The organism is Rhizobium mayense, from assembly GCF_030272705.1.
Classification (GTDB): domain Bacteria; phylum Pseudomonadota; class Alphaproteobacteria; order Rhizobiales; family Rhizobiaceae; genus Rhizobium; species Rhizobium mayense.
Window position 1 is genome coordinate 276,675 of the sequence record NZ_JARFYM010000003.1, and the last position, 15,533, is coordinate 292,207.

16 protein-coding genes are annotated in these 15,533 nt (G+C 60.3%); 14 read left to right on the plus strand and 2 right to left on the minus strand.

Annotated features, from left to right (window positions below):
• Positions 1–3 precede the first annotated feature (3 nt).
• The 6 genes from PY649_RS06875 (at position 4) to PY649_RS06900 (ending at position 3,338) form a co-directional block, all read left to right on the plus strand.
• Positions 4–264, plus strand: a complete 261-nt coding sequence (locus PY649_RS06875) for a GlsB/YeaQ/YmgE family stress response membrane protein (protein WP_285867465.1) — start codon at positions 4–6, stop codon at positions 262–264.
• Positions 265–271: 7 nt separating this feature from the next.
• The gene (locus PY649_RS06880) at positions 272–520 is read left to right on the plus strand and encodes a GlsB/YeaQ/YmgE family stress response membrane protein (protein WP_285867466.1); all 249 of its coding nucleotides are present in this window, start codon (positions 272–274) and stop codon (positions 518–520) included.
• Positions 521–556: 36 nt separating this feature from the next.
• Positions 557–1,528, plus strand: a complete 972-nt coding sequence (gene lipA / locus PY649_RS06885; protein WP_285867467.1) for a lipoyl synthase — start codon at positions 557–559, stop codon at positions 1,526–1,528.
• A gap of 157 nt (positions 1,529–1,685) precedes the next feature.
• On the plus strand, positions 1,686–2,279 hold the full coding sequence (locus tag PY649_RS06890) for a P-loop NTPase family protein (protein ID WP_285867468.1): 594 nt from the start codon (positions 1,686–1,688) through the stop codon (positions 2,277–2,279).
• A gap of 24 nt (positions 2,280–2,303) precedes the next feature.
• Positions 2,304–2,882 (plus strand): P-loop NTPase family protein, encoded by a 579-nt coding sequence (locus PY649_RS06895; protein WP_432761333.1) that lies wholly within the window; start codon positions 2,304–2,306, stop codon positions 2,880–2,882.
• A gap of 9 nt (positions 2,883–2,891) precedes the next feature.
• A complete protein-coding gene (locus PY649_RS06900; RefSeq protein WP_285867470.1) occupies positions 2,892–3,338 on the plus strand; it encodes a type II toxin-antitoxin system RatA family toxin in 447 nt (148 codons plus the stop codon).
• A 14-nt stretch (positions 3,339–3,352) separates the two neighbouring features.
• Here PY649_RS06900 and PY649_RS06905 read toward each other — a convergent pair whose 3' ends face one another.
• Positions 3,353–3,850 carry a CinA family protein gene (locus PY649_RS06905; protein WP_285867471.1) on the minus strand — a complete coding sequence of 166 codons (498 nt, stop codon included), beginning with the start codon at positions 3,848–3,850 and terminating at the stop codon, positions 3,353–3,355.
• Complete coding sequence (locus PY649_RS06910; protein ID WP_285867472.1) at positions 3,847–5,067, minus strand: bifunctional 2-C-methyl-D-erythritol 4-phosphate cytidylyltransferase/2-C-methyl-D-erythritol 2,4-cyclodiphosphate synthase; 1,221 nt, start codon at positions 5,065–5,067, stop codon at positions 3,847–3,849. Before PY649_RS06910 ends, PY649_RS06905 begins: the two co-directional genes overlap by 4 nt.
• Positions 5,068–5,286: 219 nt before the next feature.
• Between PY649_RS06910 and dusB the strand changes: the two genes are divergently transcribed.
• The 8 genes from dusB (at position 5,287) to hflX (ending at position 15,529) form a co-directional block, all read left to right on the plus strand.
• On the plus strand, positions 5,287–6,315 hold the full coding sequence (gene dusB / locus PY649_RS06915; protein ID WP_285867473.1) for a tRNA dihydrouridine synthase DusB: 1,029 nt from the start codon (positions 5,287–5,289) through the stop codon (positions 6,313–6,315).
• Positions 6,312–7,466: a two-component system sensor histidine kinase NtrB gene (locus PY649_RS06920; RefSeq protein WP_285867475.1), complete on the plus strand. Its 1,155-nt coding sequence runs from the start codon at positions 6,312–6,314 to the stop codon at positions 7,464–7,466. The genes dusB and PY649_RS06920 overlap by 4 nt, the downstream gene beginning before the upstream one ends.
• A complete protein-coding gene (gene ntrC, locus PY649_RS06925; RefSeq protein WP_285867476.1) occupies positions 7,463–8,914 on the plus strand; it encodes a nitrogen regulation protein NR(I) in 1,452 nt (483 codons plus the stop codon). The genes PY649_RS06920 and ntrC overlap by 4 nt, the downstream gene beginning before the upstream one ends.
• 285 nt (positions 8,915–9,199) lie before the next feature.
• Positions 9,200–11,473, plus strand: coding sequence for a sensor histidine kinase NtrY-like (locus tag PY649_RS06930; protein ID WP_285867478.1), 2,274 nt, complete (start codon positions 9,200–9,202; stop codon positions 11,471–11,473).
• The gene (gene ntrX, locus PY649_RS06935; protein ID WP_285867479.1) at positions 11,463–12,827 is read left to right on the plus strand and encodes a nitrogen assimilation response regulator NtrX; all 1,365 of its coding nucleotides are present in this window, start codon (positions 11,463–11,465) and stop codon (positions 12,825–12,827) included. The genes PY649_RS06930 and ntrX overlap by 11 nt, the downstream gene beginning before the upstream one ends.
• A 74-nt stretch (positions 12,828–12,901) precedes the next feature.
• Positions 12,902–13,765: a D-amino-acid transaminase gene (locus PY649_RS06940; protein ID WP_285867480.1), complete on the plus strand. Its 864-nt coding sequence runs from the start codon at positions 12,902–12,904 to the stop codon at positions 13,763–13,765.
• Between the two features lie 108 nt (positions 13,766–13,873).
• Entirely contained in the window at positions 13,874–14,116 is a 243-nt protein-coding gene (hfq, locus tag PY649_RS06945) for an RNA chaperone Hfq (protein ID WP_007693481.1), read from the plus strand.
• 60 nt (positions 14,117–14,176) lie between these two features.
• On the plus strand, positions 14,177–15,529 hold the full coding sequence (gene hflX / locus PY649_RS06950) for a GTPase HflX (RefSeq protein ID WP_285867554.1): 1,353 nt from the start codon (positions 14,177–14,179) through the stop codon (positions 15,527–15,529).
• Positions 15,530–15,533 lie beyond the last annotated feature (4 nt).

A 15,533-nucleotide genomic window follows, 5' to 3' on the forward strand; every position in this document is an offset into this window, starting at 1 on the left:
ATCATGTCTATCGGTACTGAGGCTTGGATCGTCTTTCTGCTGATCGGTCTGGTGGCGGGATTTCTCGCCAGCCTGGTTGTTGGCGGTGGCGGCCTGATCAGTTGTTTGTTGAGTGGCGTGATTGGTGCTTTCGTGGGCGGGTTCCTGTTTAATTGGTTTGGAATTTCGCTGGGCATACAAAATGCGCTCGTGGTTGAAATCATTCATGCAACGGTCGGCGCGATCATTGTGGTACTTCTTGCAAGGGCGATAGCGTGGGGGTAAAGGCGCGATGGAAGGCGTAGGCTGGCTTGGTCTGATCATCATCGGCGGGCTTGCGGGTTGGCTCGCGGGCAAGCTGATGGAGGTGCGCTACGGCATCATCCTCAACATCGTTCTTGGCATTGCCGGCTCGGTCATTGCCGCGGGCATTCTGGTGCAATTGCATGTCGGTGTGCCCGGCGGCCGGCTTGGTTTTTTCGTCACCGGTTTCATCGGTGCATGCATTCTGATATTTCTCGCCAAACTCGTCCGGCGATGAAAGTGCCGCGAGTAAGCGGCGGAAAGTAGACGTTTCATGGTCACGATTCTCGACACTGTCAATCCAGACGCAAAGCGCATCAGGCACCCGGAAAAGGCGCATCGGCCGGATACGGAAGTCCTGCGCAAGCCGGATTGGATCCGTGTCAAGGCGCCGACATCCAAGGGCTATGCCGAGACCCGCTCGATCGTGAAGGAACACAAGCTCGTTACCGTCTGCGAAGAGGCCGGCTGCCCGAATATCGGCGAGTGTTGGGACAAGAAGCACGCCACCTTCATGATCATGGGCGAGATTTGCACGCGCGCCTGTGCTTTCTGCAATGTCTCGACCGGCAAGCCGAATGCGCTCGATATGGCCGAGCCCGAAAACGTCGCCAAGGCCGTCAAGGAAATGGGCCTCAGCCACGTTGTCATCACGTCCGTTGACCGTGACGACCTGGAAGACGGTGGTGCCGAGCACTTCGAAAAGGTGATCTGGGCGATCCGTGCCGCTTCGCCGGCAACGACGATCGAGATCCTGACGCCGGACTTCCTGCGCAAGCCAGGCGCTCTGGAACGCGTCGTTGCCGCCAAGCCTGATGTCTTCAATCACAATCTGGAAACGGTACCGTCCAAGTATCTGACGGTGCGCCCTGGCGCCCGCTATTTCCACTCGATCCGTCTGCTGCAGCGCGTCAAGGAACTCGATCCGACTATGTTCACCAAGTCTGGCATCATGGTCGGCCTTGGCGAAGAGCGCAACGAAGTGCTGCAGTTGATGGACGACCTTAGGACTGCTGACGTCGACTTCCTGACCATCGGCCAGTATCTGCAGCCGACCCGAAAGCATCATCAGGTCATGAGCTTCGTCACCCCGGACGAATTCAAGTCCTATGAGACGGTTGCCTATACCAAAGGCTTCCTGATGGTCGCCTCCAGCCCGCTCACTCGCTCTTCCCACCACGCCGGCGATGATTTCGCCCGGCTGCGCGCTGCCCGCGAGAAAAAGGTTCTGCTGGCCGCTGAGTAAGCCTAACAAGATTAAATCTTGCGTTTCGAACAAACCGCGGCGATTGTGCCGCGGTTTTTGTTCGCGTCGCCATCTCTTTGTCATCAAGGCGGCCTACGGAACACGCCGCCGTTTGTTACCGGTTTCGGCGCTTTAGAATCGACTATGGAGCTGGACCGTGGAGCAGGCCGTCGCGCCGCAAGCGCTGCCTTATGCCGTCGACATAGACCACGCGGCTCACATCGTCGAGAAGGCGGATCGAATCCTCGTCATTGGCTGCTCCGGCACCGGCAAAAGCACGCTGGCGCAGGCGATCGCGCGATTGCGCGGGCTGACCTACGTATCAATGGACCGTGATATCTTCTGGCTGCCCGGTTGGAAGCATCGGCCACGTCCGGAGGCGATCGCGCTGATCGAGCAAGCAGTCGCCGGACCGCGTTGGGTCATGGACGGCAACAGCCCCGGAACCTTGCCGTTGAGGCTGCCGCGCACCGATATCGTCATATGGCGAAGACCGCCGCGGCATGTTGCCTTGAGGGGCGTGATTTCACGTTGGCTACGCTACCGGGGCCGGTCGCGGCCCGAGATGGCTGCCGGCTGCCCCGAGCGGTTGGATTGGAAATTCCTGCAATACATTTGGACGTTCGAGCGTAACGAAGCGCCGCAGTTTCAGGAGATGTTGGTGCAACACGGCGGCAATATGCCAGTGGTGACGCTGAGATCCTACCGCGACGGCGAGGAGCTGCTTTCGCGTCTCCGAAACGAGATCTGAGAGGTGGTCATGGATCAAGTGACGATGCCTGTATTGCGTGCCGAAGTGGACGATCTCGCCGAAGCGGCTGATCATATCCGCCGGGCGAATCGAATTCTCGTCATGGGCTGTTCCGGCGGCGGAAAATCGACCCTGTCGCAGAAGATCGCCACCGACTTCGGCCTTACCTATGTCTCGATCGACCGCGACGTCTTGTGGCTGCCGGGCTGGGTTCAGCGCGGACGGGACGAGCAGCGGGCCATCATCGTCTCCCAGGTGCAAGGCGAGCGCTGGATCATGGATGGCACCAATCCCTCGACTTTTGATGTGCGCCTGCCGCGCACCGACTTCGTCATCTGGGTGCGGATGCCTCGGCTGCTGTGCATCTGGGGCGCGGTCTCCCGCTGGATCAAATGGATGGGCCGCACGCGCCCCGAAATGGCACCAGGCTGCATCGAGAAAGTCGATTGGGAATTCCTGCGATTCATCTGGACGTTCGAGGAGAAATTCGCACCGCGCGTTGTCGCGGGCCTCGCCGAACACGGCCCCGATGTGCCGGTTCTGCAGCTAAAATCCCGCCGCGAAATGCGCCAGCTTCTTGATCTTCTGAGCCGTCCTGCTTAATTGCCGGTCATGCCTCAGTTTGAAACGCACCGCCCCGTTCCGCACTCGCCTGACCAGATGTTCGACCTCGTCGCCGACGTCGAGCGTTATCCGGAATTCCTGCCTCTTTGCGAGGCGCTGACTGTCCGCAATCGCAAGGAACGTGACGGCAAGATATTGTTGGTTGCCGACATGACCGTCGGCTACAAGGCGATCCGCGAAACCTTTACGACGCAGGTGCTGCTCAACAAGCTGGAGCGGGCCATCGATGTGAAGTATATCGACGGGCCATTCAAATATCTCGACAATCGTTGGCGCTTCACGCCGTCGGAAAACGGCGGCTGCAGCATTGATTTCTTCATCGACTACGAATTCAAGAGTCGCATCCTCGGCGCCCTGATGGGGTCGATGTTCGATCGTGCTTTCCGTATGTTCACGGACGCCTTCGAGACACGCGCGAAGAAGATCTACGCCTGAAGCGGGAGTAGGCGTTACTCGCCGAGAGTGATCAGCATTTCCAATGCAGTCTTCAAAGTGGCGAGCCGAACCTTGTCGCGGCCAATATCGCCATAGCGCATTTCATGATGGATGAGTGCGCCACTACGCGCCTTGGCGGCGAGGTGGACCAGCCCGACGGGCTTTTCCGCAGAGCCGCCACCGGGTCCGGCAACACCGGTGACTGCAACGGCAAAGTCGGCCCGGGAGCGGAAAAGGGCGCCGTGCACCATCTGCAGTGCCGTCTCTTTCGAAACGGCACCGAACTGCACGAGCGTCTGCTCCTGAACACCCAGCATCTCCATCTTCGCCGTATTCGTATAGGTGACGAAGCCGCGGTCGACCACCGCCGATGAGCCGGGAATTTCCGTCAAGGCGCCCACGATCAGTCCCCCGGTGCAGGATTCCGCCGTGGCGACCATCCAGCCCTTCGCTGTGAAATCGGTGATAATGCCGCGGGCGAGAGCCAGAATATCGTCGGGGAAATGGGTCATGCCTTGCCTCCACGATAAACGACCGTGGCCGTGGCGATGGCCGCAATGCCCTCGCGGCGTCCGACGAAGCCGATCTTTTCGTTGGTGGTCGCCTTCACCGAGCAGCGCTCGAGGCTGATTCCCAGGAACTCCGAGAGTTTGGCGCGCATCGCCTCGCGGTGCGGCCCGACCTTCGGAGCTTCGGCGATCAGCGAGACATCGGCATTCATGATCGTGCCGCCGTGATCGCGGACGATCTTCGCCGCATGTTCGATGAAGATGCGGGAGGGTGCGCCCTTCCATTGCGGATCGGAGGGCGGAAAGTGGTCGCCTATATCGCCGGCGCCGCAGGTGGCGAGCAGGGCGTCCGTCAGCGCATGCAGGGCGACATCGGCGTCGGAATGGCCCTTCAGCTTCTGGTCATGCGGGATGAAGACGCCGCACAGCGTCACGCCATCGCCCGGTTCGAGCTGGTGGACATCATAGCCGTTGCCAGTGCGAACGTCCGGCAGGAGGCCGGCGGAAAGCTTTTCATCGGCCATGGCGATATCCCTTTTGACCGTCAATTTAACATTGTCCGAGCTGCCGGCAACCAGCGTCACCGGCAGGCTGCGCCATTCGGCGATCGCCGCATCGTCGGTGAAATCCGTCTTATTCTCGGCTGCGGCTTTTTCATGCGCCGCCAGGATATCGGCGAATCGGAAGGATTGCGGTGTCTGCGCGGCGTAGAGCCCGGCACGGGATACGGTTTCCGTCACCTGTGCATCAGCACCCGCCCGTTTCAGCGTATCCGTCACCGGCATGGCGGGCAGCACAGCAGGTGCGCCGGCGGCCAGAGCTGCGGCGACGCGATCGAGCAGTGCATGGTCGCAGAAGGGGCGCACGGCATCATGGATCATGACATGCGTGACGCCGGAATTTTCCAGTTGCCGCAGCCCGGCAAGCACCGATTGCTGGCGGGAAGCACCGCCGAAGGCAATTCCGACCTCAGGTGATTCGGCAAGCTGTTGCAGCGCGGCCTGGAGCAGAGTTTCGTCGTCGCGGTGGATGACGATCACGATCTTTGCCGCCTGCGGCCATGTCACGAATTTTTCAAGCGTATGCGCAATAACCGACCGGCCGCCGATCGGGCGATACTGCTTCGGGCCTTCCTCGGGCGATCCCGCCCGCTCGCCACGCCCGGCAGCAACGATCACGATTCCGACCGACATCGGTTGCATTGAGTGCATTTGCGTCATAAACCCCCAGGGATGAAAGGCTTTCGCTGAAGCATGACCTCCAAAAGTGTAGAACAGGTTTTGGACCGGATCATGCCAAGCAGATCGCCACGCGGGATCTCGCTCCAGCAGGGTCTATCGCCTCGAATGGGCATTTTCCAGCATTTGCCCGAAAAATATCGGTATTCTCCGAAACCTCTTGGCAAGCCTCGCAAGACTGTCTAAAAATAGTGCAGATATATGGTGTGCCTGAAAGATAATCATTTGTTTTTGTCCGAGCTTGCAGCCCCATTTTCCATCGGCCCAGTGCCTATCCGCAATCGCGTGATCCTCGCGCCGATGTCTGGCGTCACTGATTTGCCCTTCCGGCAGCTCGCCCTGCGCTATGGGGCTGGCCTGGTCGTAACCGAAATGGTCGCCAGCCGCGAATTGGTGCAGGACACGGTCGAATCCTGGGCGCGGCTGAGAAGCGCCGGGCTGAAGCCGCATATGGTGCAACTGGCCGGTCGCGAGGCGCACTGGATGGCCGAGGCGGCGAAGATCGCCGCTGATAATGGCGCTGATATCATCGACATCAATATGGGTTGCCCGGCCAAGAAGGTCATCGGCGGCTATTCCGGTTCGGCGCTGATGCGCGATCCGGATCATGCGCTGAGCCTGATCGAGGCGACGGTCAAGGCGGTCGATATTCCGGTAACGCTGAAGATGCGGCTCGGCTGGGACGAAAATTCCATCAACGCGCCGCACATCGCCCGCCGCGCCGAGGAAGGCGGGATTCAGCTCGTGACCATCCACGGCCGCACGCGCATGCAATTCTACGAGGGCAGGGCGGATTGGGACGCGATCCGCGCCGTTCGTGATGTCGTCTCCATTCCGCTGGTCGCCAATGGCGATGTCGATACGCCCGAGGACGCGCGGGAGATACTCCGCCGTTCCGGCGCCGATGCCGTCATGGTCGGTCGCGGCTGCCAGGGGTGGCCATGGCATGCCGGCGTGCTTGCCGGCCACAGCGAACCGGATCGCAGTGAGGTAGCCGATATCGCCCTTGAGCATTATCAGATGATGCTGGCGTTCTACGGCGAAGCCGTTGGCATTCGCCATGCCCGCAAACATCTCGGCTGGTATCTGGACCGTTACGCTCCCACCATAACAGGCGCGGAAAAGGCAGGGATCATGATTTCGAAAGACAGCCGCGACGTGGCGGCATTGTTCCATGCGGCCCTGCGGACCGGGTCCGATCTCGCCCAAGGCGCCCAGGAGGCCGCATGAGTTCCAAATCCGATTCCGGAGCGGCGGATAACATGGGCAGCGTGGCCATGGCCGTTCTCAACGCGATCCAGAACCCGGTCGTCATGGTCGACGAGGCAGGCCTGATCGCTTTTGCCAACTGGGAGGCCGAAGCCTTCTTCGGCGCCAGCGCCTCGCATCTGGCGCGCCATGAAATTTCCACCTTCATTCCCTTCGGCAGTCCGTTGCTGGCGCTAATCGACCAGGTGCGCGAACGCCGCGGCCCGGTCAACGAATACCGTGTCGATCTCAGCTCGCCGCGCCTCGGCCAGGATAAGCTGGTGGATATCTACGTCGCGCCTGTTTCGAGCGAGCCCGGCTCTGTGGTGATCGTTTTCCAGGAACGGTCCATGGCCGACAAGATCGATCGGCAATTGACGCATCGCGCCGCCGCCCGCTCGGTGACCGGCCTTGCTTCGATGCTGGCGCATGAGATCAAGAATCCGCTTTCCGGCATCCGCGGTGCAGCCCAATTGCTCGAACAATCGGTTGGGGATGACGATCGCGGGCTGACGCGCCTCATCTGCGACGAGACCGACCGCATCGTCTCGTTGGTCGACCGCATGGAGGTCTTTTCCGACGAGCGTCCGATCGACCGTGTGCCGGTCAATATCCATTCCGTCCTCGATCATGTGAAGGCGGTCGCCAAGGCGGGTTTTGCACGCAATATCAAGGTCACCGAGAACTACGACCCGTCGCTGCCGGCGGTATATGCGAACAGAGACCAGCTCGTGCAGATTTTCCTTAATCTGGTAAAGAACGCTGCCGAAGCCATCGGTGATCGGTCGGATGGCGAGATCATGCTGACGACCGCCTATCGCCCGGGTATCCGCCTTTCCGTCGCCGGTACGCGCGAGAAGATCTCGTTGCCGCTTGAGTTCTGTGTGATCGACAACGGTCCGGGCGTGCCCGCCGACCTCTTGCCGCATCTTTTCGACCCGTTCATCACCACGAAGACGAACGGTACCGGTCTCGGTCTGGCGCTGGTCGCCAAGATCATCGGTGACCATGGTGGCATCGTCGAATGCGACAGCCAGAACCATCGCACCACTTTCCGCGTCCTGATGCCTGCCTCCAAAGGCACCACACTTGAAGACGCTCCTCTTCCGAACTCTACAGGGACTACTCGATGACAGCTACGATCCTTGTCGCAGACGACGATGCGGCCATCCGTACCGTGCTCAATCAGGCTTTGAGCCGCGCGGGCTACGATGTGCGCATCACGTCCAACGCCGCCACGCTCTGGCGTTGGGTTTCTGCGGGCGAAGGCGACCTCGTTGTAACCGACGTCGTTATGCCTGACGAAAACGCCTTCGACCTGCTGCCGCGGATCAAGAAGGCAAGACCCGAACTGCCCGTTCTGGTCATGAGTGCGCAAAACACGTTCATGACCGCGATCAAGGCCTCGGAAAAGGGCGCCTATGATTATCTGCCGAAGCCTTTCGATCTGACGGAACTGATCGCCATTATCGGCAGGGCCTTGTCCGAACCGAAGCGCAAGCCGGCCAAGCTCGATGACGACATGCAGGACGGTATGCCGCTGGTCGGTCGTTCGGCCGCCATGCAGGAAATCTACCGCGTGCTGGCGCGCCTGATGCAGACCGACCTGACGCTGATGATCACGGGCGAGTCCGGCACCGGCAAGGAGCTGGTGGCTCGCGCGCTGCATGACTACGGCAAGCGCCGCAATGGTCCTTTCGTCGCGATCAACATGGCCGCCATTCCGCGCGACCTGATCGAATCCGAATTGTTCGGCCATGAGAAGGGCGCCTTCACCGGCGCGCAGACGCGCTCGACAGGTCGTTTCGAGCAGGCCGAGGGCGGCACACTGTTTCTCGACGAAATCGGCGACATGCCGATGGATGCTCAGACCCGCCTTCTTCGCGTCCTGCAGCAGGGCGAATATACCACCGTCGGCGGCCGTACGCCGATCCGCACGGATGTCCGTATCGTTGCCGCCACCAACAAGGATTTGAAGCAGGCGATCAACCAAGGCCTCTTCCGCGAGGATCTCTACTATCGCCTCAACGTGGTGCCGCTGCGCCTGCCGCCGCTGCGCGACCGCGCCGAGGATATTCCCGATCTCGTGCGCCACTTCATTCAGCAGGCGGAAAAGGAAGGGCTCGGCTCGAAGCGGTTCGATCACGAAGCGCTGGAACTGATGAAGGCCTATCCCTGGCCGGGAAACGTGCGCGAGCTGGAAAACCTGATCCGCCGCCTGATGGCGCTCTATCCGCAGGACGTGATCACCAAGGAGATCATCGATGCCGAGCTGCGCGCCGATGTGCCCGACAGCCCGATCGAAAAAGGCCCGGTTCGCACCGGTTCCATGACCATTGCTCAGGCGGTCGAGGAGAATATGCGCACTTATTTCGCCGGCTTCGGCGACAATCTGCCGCCGCCGGGGCTCTATGATCGCGTCCTTACCGAAATGGAATATCCGCTGATCCTTGCCGCACTGACCGCGACCCGCGGCAATCAGATCAAAGCCGCCGATCTGCTTGGTCTCAACCGCAATACGCTGCGCAAAAAGATCAGAGAACTGGGTGTTTCCGTCTACCGAAGCTCGCGCACGGCTTGACAATGTGATCGGATGCGTTGCATTTTCGCCACAATGCGTTGCTTAAAGGTCACGCAGCCGGTTCACGGTTTTTGCGGTGGCGATTCGTCGAGTGCGTTACTGCGCAAGGGGAAATTGTTCAAAAATTTCAGATCATTGCTCAAGTGATTTGAAGCGTAGGTTTTGCGTCCGCGCGAAGCCGGATGACGGTTCCAGCCTTTGCCAGTCGCTCGTGCCGCCGCCAAAACAGTGCTGATGCAATTTGGCCAAGGCGCCGACCGTCGCCTGTGCCCGGAGAGATTGGGAATGAAGCAGGACGCGGTGTCGCCAGCGGCGAGCGACGAGGCGGTTGTCAAGGTGACGGACCGCCGTGCATCCTTCGCCCTTCCCGGCCTGATCTTGGCCGGCGGCGCGCTGCTGTGCGCGATTGCTACGCTTCTCCTGCTGCTGGGGTTGACGCCGATTGCCCCTACGTCATCCGTCGTCTTCACCTCGGTCGTGATCAACAGTCTGTTCGTTCTAGGGCTGATTGCCCTGATCGCGCGTGAAGTTGCGCGGCTTCTGAAAGCGCGCAGCCGTGGCCGCGCGGCGGCGCGCCTGCATATCCGCATCGTCGTTCTCTTTTCCATCGTCGCGATCACGCCCGCGATCCTCGTGGCGATCGTCGCGAGTTTGACGCTGAATGTCGGCCTTGATCGCTGGTTTGCGCTGCGCACGCAGCAGATCATCAGTTCCTCGCAGAATGTGGCGCAAGCCTATCTGATGGAGAACGCCAGCTATCTGCAGGGCCAGACCGTTTCCATGGCGAACGACCTGGAGCGTAACCGCACGCTCTACAGTCTCGATCGCACCGGTTTTGCCGATCTGATGACCCGGCAGGCCAAGGGCCGCGGTTTGCTTGGCGCTTTCCTGGTGCGCCCTGACGGCACTGCGATTATTCAGGCCGACATCAAGACCGAGCGTCCCTTGCCGGCCATACCAAAGGACGCGCTCGCCGCCTCGGCCGATGGCCAGCCGACGCTGATACCGCCTGGCGTCACCAACCTCGTCGGTGCGGTCATCAAGCTGGACGAGATTCCCGGCGCTTTTCTCTACACGGTCCGAGCCGTCGATCCGCGCGTCATGAATGCCATGCGCATGGTCGAAGACAACACGGCTGAATACAAGGCGATGGAAGAGGGGCGCATGTCCCTGCAGATTGCCTTTGCCGTGCTTTACATCGGCTTTGCGCTGATCGTGCTTCTTGCAGCGATCTGGACGGCGATCGCAGTTGCCGATCGCATCGTTCGGCCGATCCGGCTTTTGATCAGCGCCGCCGACAATGTCGCATCGGGCAACATGAATGTGCTGGTGCCGGTGCGCGCCGCCGATGGTGACGTTGGCAGCCTGTCGCGCACCTTCAACAAGATGATCTCCGAGATACGCACGCAGCGCGACGAGATCCTCGAAGCCAAGGACGAGGTGGATGATCGCCGCCGCTTCATCGAAGCAGTGCTTGCCGGCGTGACCGCAGCCGTGATCGGCGTTGAACATGACCGGCGGATCACCATCGCCAACACATCTGCCGAAGAGCTGTTGACCCTGAAGAGCGACGAGCTTGTCGGCAAGAACCTGGCTGACATCGCGCCTGAGGTCGATCAGGTCGTTACCGAAGCGACGACACGGCATCGCAGCGATTTCCGCAAGCAGATCAGCCTGGTGCGTGGCGGCACCGTGCGCACGCTGAGTGTCCAGGTGACGCGAGAAGAATCGCGCGACTCGAACGAATCCTACGTCATCACGCTCGACGACATTACCGATCTGGTCATCGCTCAGCGCTCGACTGCCTGGGCCGACGTCGCTCGACGCATCGCGCATGAGATCAAGAACCCGCTGACGCCGATCCAGCTTTCCGCCGAGCGTATTCGCCGTCGATTCGGCAAGAATATCGCCGAAGCCGACCGCCCCGTCTTTGATCAGTGCACCGACACGATCATCCGCCAGGTCGGCGATATTGGCCGCATGGTCGATGAGTTCTCCTCCTTTGCCCGCATGCCGAAGCCGACAATGGAACCGAGCGACCTGCGCGATATCCTGCGTGATGCGGTGTTCCTGCGGGAAATGGGCAACAACCACGTCAAGTTCGAGCGCGAACTCGGCGATGAACCGCTGGAGGGCATGTTTGACACACGTATGCTCGGCCAGGCCTTCGGCAATCTCATCAAGAATGCTGTCGAGGCGATCGAGGGCGTGCCGAGCGGCGAGACCCGTGAGGAGCCGAAAGTCCTTGTCCGCTCGTTCCTCGACGCCGAACGCGACCGCTTTACGGTTGATGTCATCGACAACGGCCGCGGCCTGCCGGTCGAGAACCGGCACAGCATTCTCGAACCCTACATGACGATGCGCGAGAAGGGCACCGGCCTCGGACTCGCGATCGTCAAGAAGATCATTGAAGACCATGGGGGGCAGCTTGAGCTGCATGATGCCCCCGCCGATTTCGACCAGGGCAGGGGTGCCATGATCCGTGTGCATTTGCCGCGCCGTGAGCAGGCCGCCGTCGCCCAGCCAGCAAGTGACAAGGAAAGCGTATATGGCATCTGATATTCTCGTGGTGGATGACGAGGAAGACATTCGCGAAATCGTTTCGGGAATTCTTTCGGATGAGGGGCATGAGACTCGTACCGCGTTTGACAGCGATAGCGCTCTGGCAGCGATCTCCGATCGAGCGCCGCGGCTGATCTTCCTGGATATCTGGATGCAGGGCAGCAAGCTCGACGGCCTGTCGCTGCTGGACGAGATCAAGGCGCGCCACCCGGAATTGCCTGTCGTGATGATCTCCGGTCACGGCAATATCGAAACCGCGGTCTCCGCCATCAAACGCGGCGCGTTCGATTTCATCGAGAAACCGTTCAAGGCTGATCGGCTGATCCTGATCGCCGAACGCGCGTTGGAAAATTCCAAGCTGAAGCGCGAGGTTTCGGAGCTTAAGCGCCGCACGGGCGATGCCGTCGAACTGATCGGCACGTCGGTCGCCGTCTCGCAGCTTCGCCAGACCATCGACAAGGTCTCGCCCACCAACAGTCGCGTGATGATCTTTGGCCCGTCCGGCTCCGGCAAGGAGCTCGTGGCCCGCATGATCCACAAGAAGTCGACACGGGCCAACGGTCCATTCGTCGCGCTGAACGCCGCGACGATCACGCCCGAACGGATGGAAATTGCCCTATTCGGCACCGAGGGATCGCCAGGTCAGGCACGCAAGATCGGCGCGCTGGAAGAGGCGCATCGCGGCATTCTCTATCTCGATGAAGTCGGTGAAATGCCGCGCGAGACGCAGAACAAGATCCTGCGCGTGCTGGTCGATCAGCAGTTCGAGCGCGTCGGCGGCTCGAAGCGGGTGAAGGTCGATGTGCGGATCATATCGTCCACGGCATACAATCTGGAAAGCCGGATTGCTGAAAGCCTGTTCCGCGAGGATCTCTACCACCGTCTTGCCGTGGTGCCTGTACGCGTGCCGGCTCTTGCTGAACGGCGCGAGGATATCCCTTTTCTCGTAGACCAACTGATGCGGCAGATTTCCGAGCAGGCCGGCATCCGCTCGCGACGGATCGGCGACGACGCCATGGCCGTGCTGCAGGCGCATGATTGGCCGGGCAATATCCGCCAGCTTCGCAACAATATCGAGCGTGTGATGATCCTGGCGCGTACGGATGGCCCGGAGACGCCGATCACGGCGGAGATGCTGCCGACTGACCTCGGCGACATGCTGCCGAAGGTTTCAGCCAAGAACGACTATCACATCATGACCTTGCCGCTGCGCGAAGCCCGCGAGATGTTCGAGCGCGACTATCTGATCGCGCAGATCAACCGCTTCGGCGGGAATATTTCGCGTACGGCCGAGTTCGTCGGCATGGAGCGCTCGGCGCTGCACCGCAAGCTGAAATCGCTCGGCGTCTGAAGCCAGTTGCGTGGCAGATCAGAACTGCCACGCAACTCTCTCATATTCTTATAAAATTCTGATCAGGATTTGCCATGCCGAGAATAGCTTATGTGAATGGTCGTTATGTCAACCACAGCGACGCAATGGTTCATGTGGAGGATCGCGGCTACCAGTTCGCTGATGGTGTCTACGAAGTCTGCGAGGTTCGTCACGGCTTGATCGTTGATCTCACCCGCCATCTCGACCGTCTCAACCGCTCGCTCGGAGAGCTGCGCATTGCCTGGCCGATGAGCCGCGCGGCGCTCATCCACGTGATTCGCGAAACCCTGCGCCGCAATCATGTCCGCAATGGACTGTTCTATCTGCAGGTGACCCGCGGCGTCGCGCGCCGTGATCATGTCTTCCCGCCGGCGGGAACGCCATCCTCGATCGTCGTCACCGCCAAGAGCACCGATCAGTCTGTCATCGCCAAGAAAAATGCCAATGGCATCAAGGCCATTACCGTGCGCGACAATCGCTGGGATCGGGTCGATATCAAGTCGGTCGGGCTTTTGTCGAACGCCCTGGTTCGCCAGCAGGCCAAGGAAGCCGGCGCACAGGAGGCGATCTATATCGACCATAACGGCATGGTGAAGGAAGGCGCCGCGACCAACGTCTGGATCGTCGATTCTGATGGCAACCTCGTCACGCGACCGGCCGAGCATGGCATTCTGCGCGGCATCACGCGGACGACGCTGATCGACGTTGCCGCGAAATTAGAGCTTCCCATCGTCGAGCGCTTCTTCTCCGTCGAGGAGATGATGGCCGCGCGCGAAGTGTTCATCACGGCAGCCACAAGTATTTGTTTTCCTGTGGTTGCCATCGATGGTGAGGCAATCGCCAATGGCCATCCTGGAAGCGTTTCGCAGAAAATTCGTGAAGCCTTTTTCGACGTTGCGGAAAAGACTGCGATTTGATACCTACAATCGCTGGGGAGGAGAGAGTGAGGATATCTCCTATCCGGGGTCTCAGTATATCTTGATATTTCACCGGCTTAGGCTGGCAAAAAAGAAAGAAGCGGCGCGATGGCGGAACGTTCTCAGAACTTGCAGGACCTATTTCTCAATACAGTTCGCAAACAAAAGATTTCACTCACGATCTTTTTGATTAACGGCGTAAAGCTTACGGGCGTTGTTACGTCCTTCGACAATTTCTGCGTCCTGCTGCGCCGAGACGGCCATTCGCAGCTCGTCTACAAGCATGCGATCTCGACGATCATGCCTGGTCAGCCGATGCAGATGTTCGAGAGCGAAGAAGTCGCATCCTAACTAGGATTTGCCGCTATCACGACACGCGATACCAAAAATGATTCCATCATCCCGGAAGCAATAAAGCATCGGGATGACACGCATGCCGTTGTTGTTGTTCCCGTTCTGAAGCAGGCGCGCTCGGCGCGTTCAGCGCAGGCGGATAGCGCGATAATAACCTCACGTTCCCCTGAGAGCCGGCTCGAAGAAGCCAAGGGTCTCGCACTGGCCATTGACCTCAATGTGGTCAACGGCTCGATCGTGCCCATCAACGACCCCCGTCCCGCGACGCTACTCGGCACTGGCAAGATCGAAGAAATTCGCGCACTGCTTGATGAATTCAACGCCGGGCTGGTGATCGTCGATCATCCGCTCACGCCGGTGCAGCAGCGCAATCTTGAGAAGGAATGGAACGCCAAGGTCATCGACCGCACGGGTCTCATCCTCGAAATCTTCGGCCGCCGCGCCTCCACCAAGGAAGGTACGCTACAGGTCGAACTTGCGCATCTGAACTATCAGAAGGGCCGATTGGTCCGGAGCTGGACCCACCTTGAGCGTCAGCGGGGCGGTGCGGGTTTCATGGGCGGCCCTGGCGAAACCCAGATCGAAGCCGACCGGCGCTTGCTTCAGGAGCGCATCATCCGGCTCGAGCGCGAGCTGGAGCAGGTTGTGCGCACCCGTCAGCTTCATCGCGCCAAGCGCCGGAAGGTGCCGCATCCGATCGTGGCGCTGGTCGGCTACACCAATGCCGGCAAATCGACGCTGTTCAACCGGATCACCGGCGCCGGGGTCTTGGCCGAGGACATGTTGTTTGCGACGCTCGATCCGACGCTACGGCGCATGAAGCTGCCGCATGGCCGCACCGTCATCTTGTCCGATACCGTCGGCTTCATTTCCGATCTGCCGACCCACCTCGTGGCCGCTTTTCGCGCTACGCTGGAAGAAGTCTTGGAAGCCGACCTGATCCTGCATGTCCGCGATCTTTCTGATGACGACAATCAGGCGCAGAGCGCCGATGTCATGCGAATCCTCGGTGATCTCGGCATCGGCGAGGCGGAGGGGGCGGAGCGCATCCTCGAAGTCTGGAACAAGATCGACCGCCTGGAACCGGAGATCCACGACGCCATCGTCCAAAAGGCATCGACGGCCGAAAACGTCATCGCGGTATCGGCAAGAAGCGGCGAGGGCGTCGATCGCCTGATGGACGAAATCAGCCGCCGGCTCTCCGGTGTCCTGACCGAGACGACGATCACGCTGCCCGTCGACAGGCTGGCATTGTTGCCGTGGCTCTACAATCACGCCATCGTCGATGCTCGCGAAGACAACGAAGACGGCACGGTCACGCTGGATGTGCGCCTCACCGAGACGGAAGCGGCGGAGCTGGAGCGGCGCATGGGCAACGGTCCGAAGCCGCAGCGTGAAGACTGGGAATAGGCGT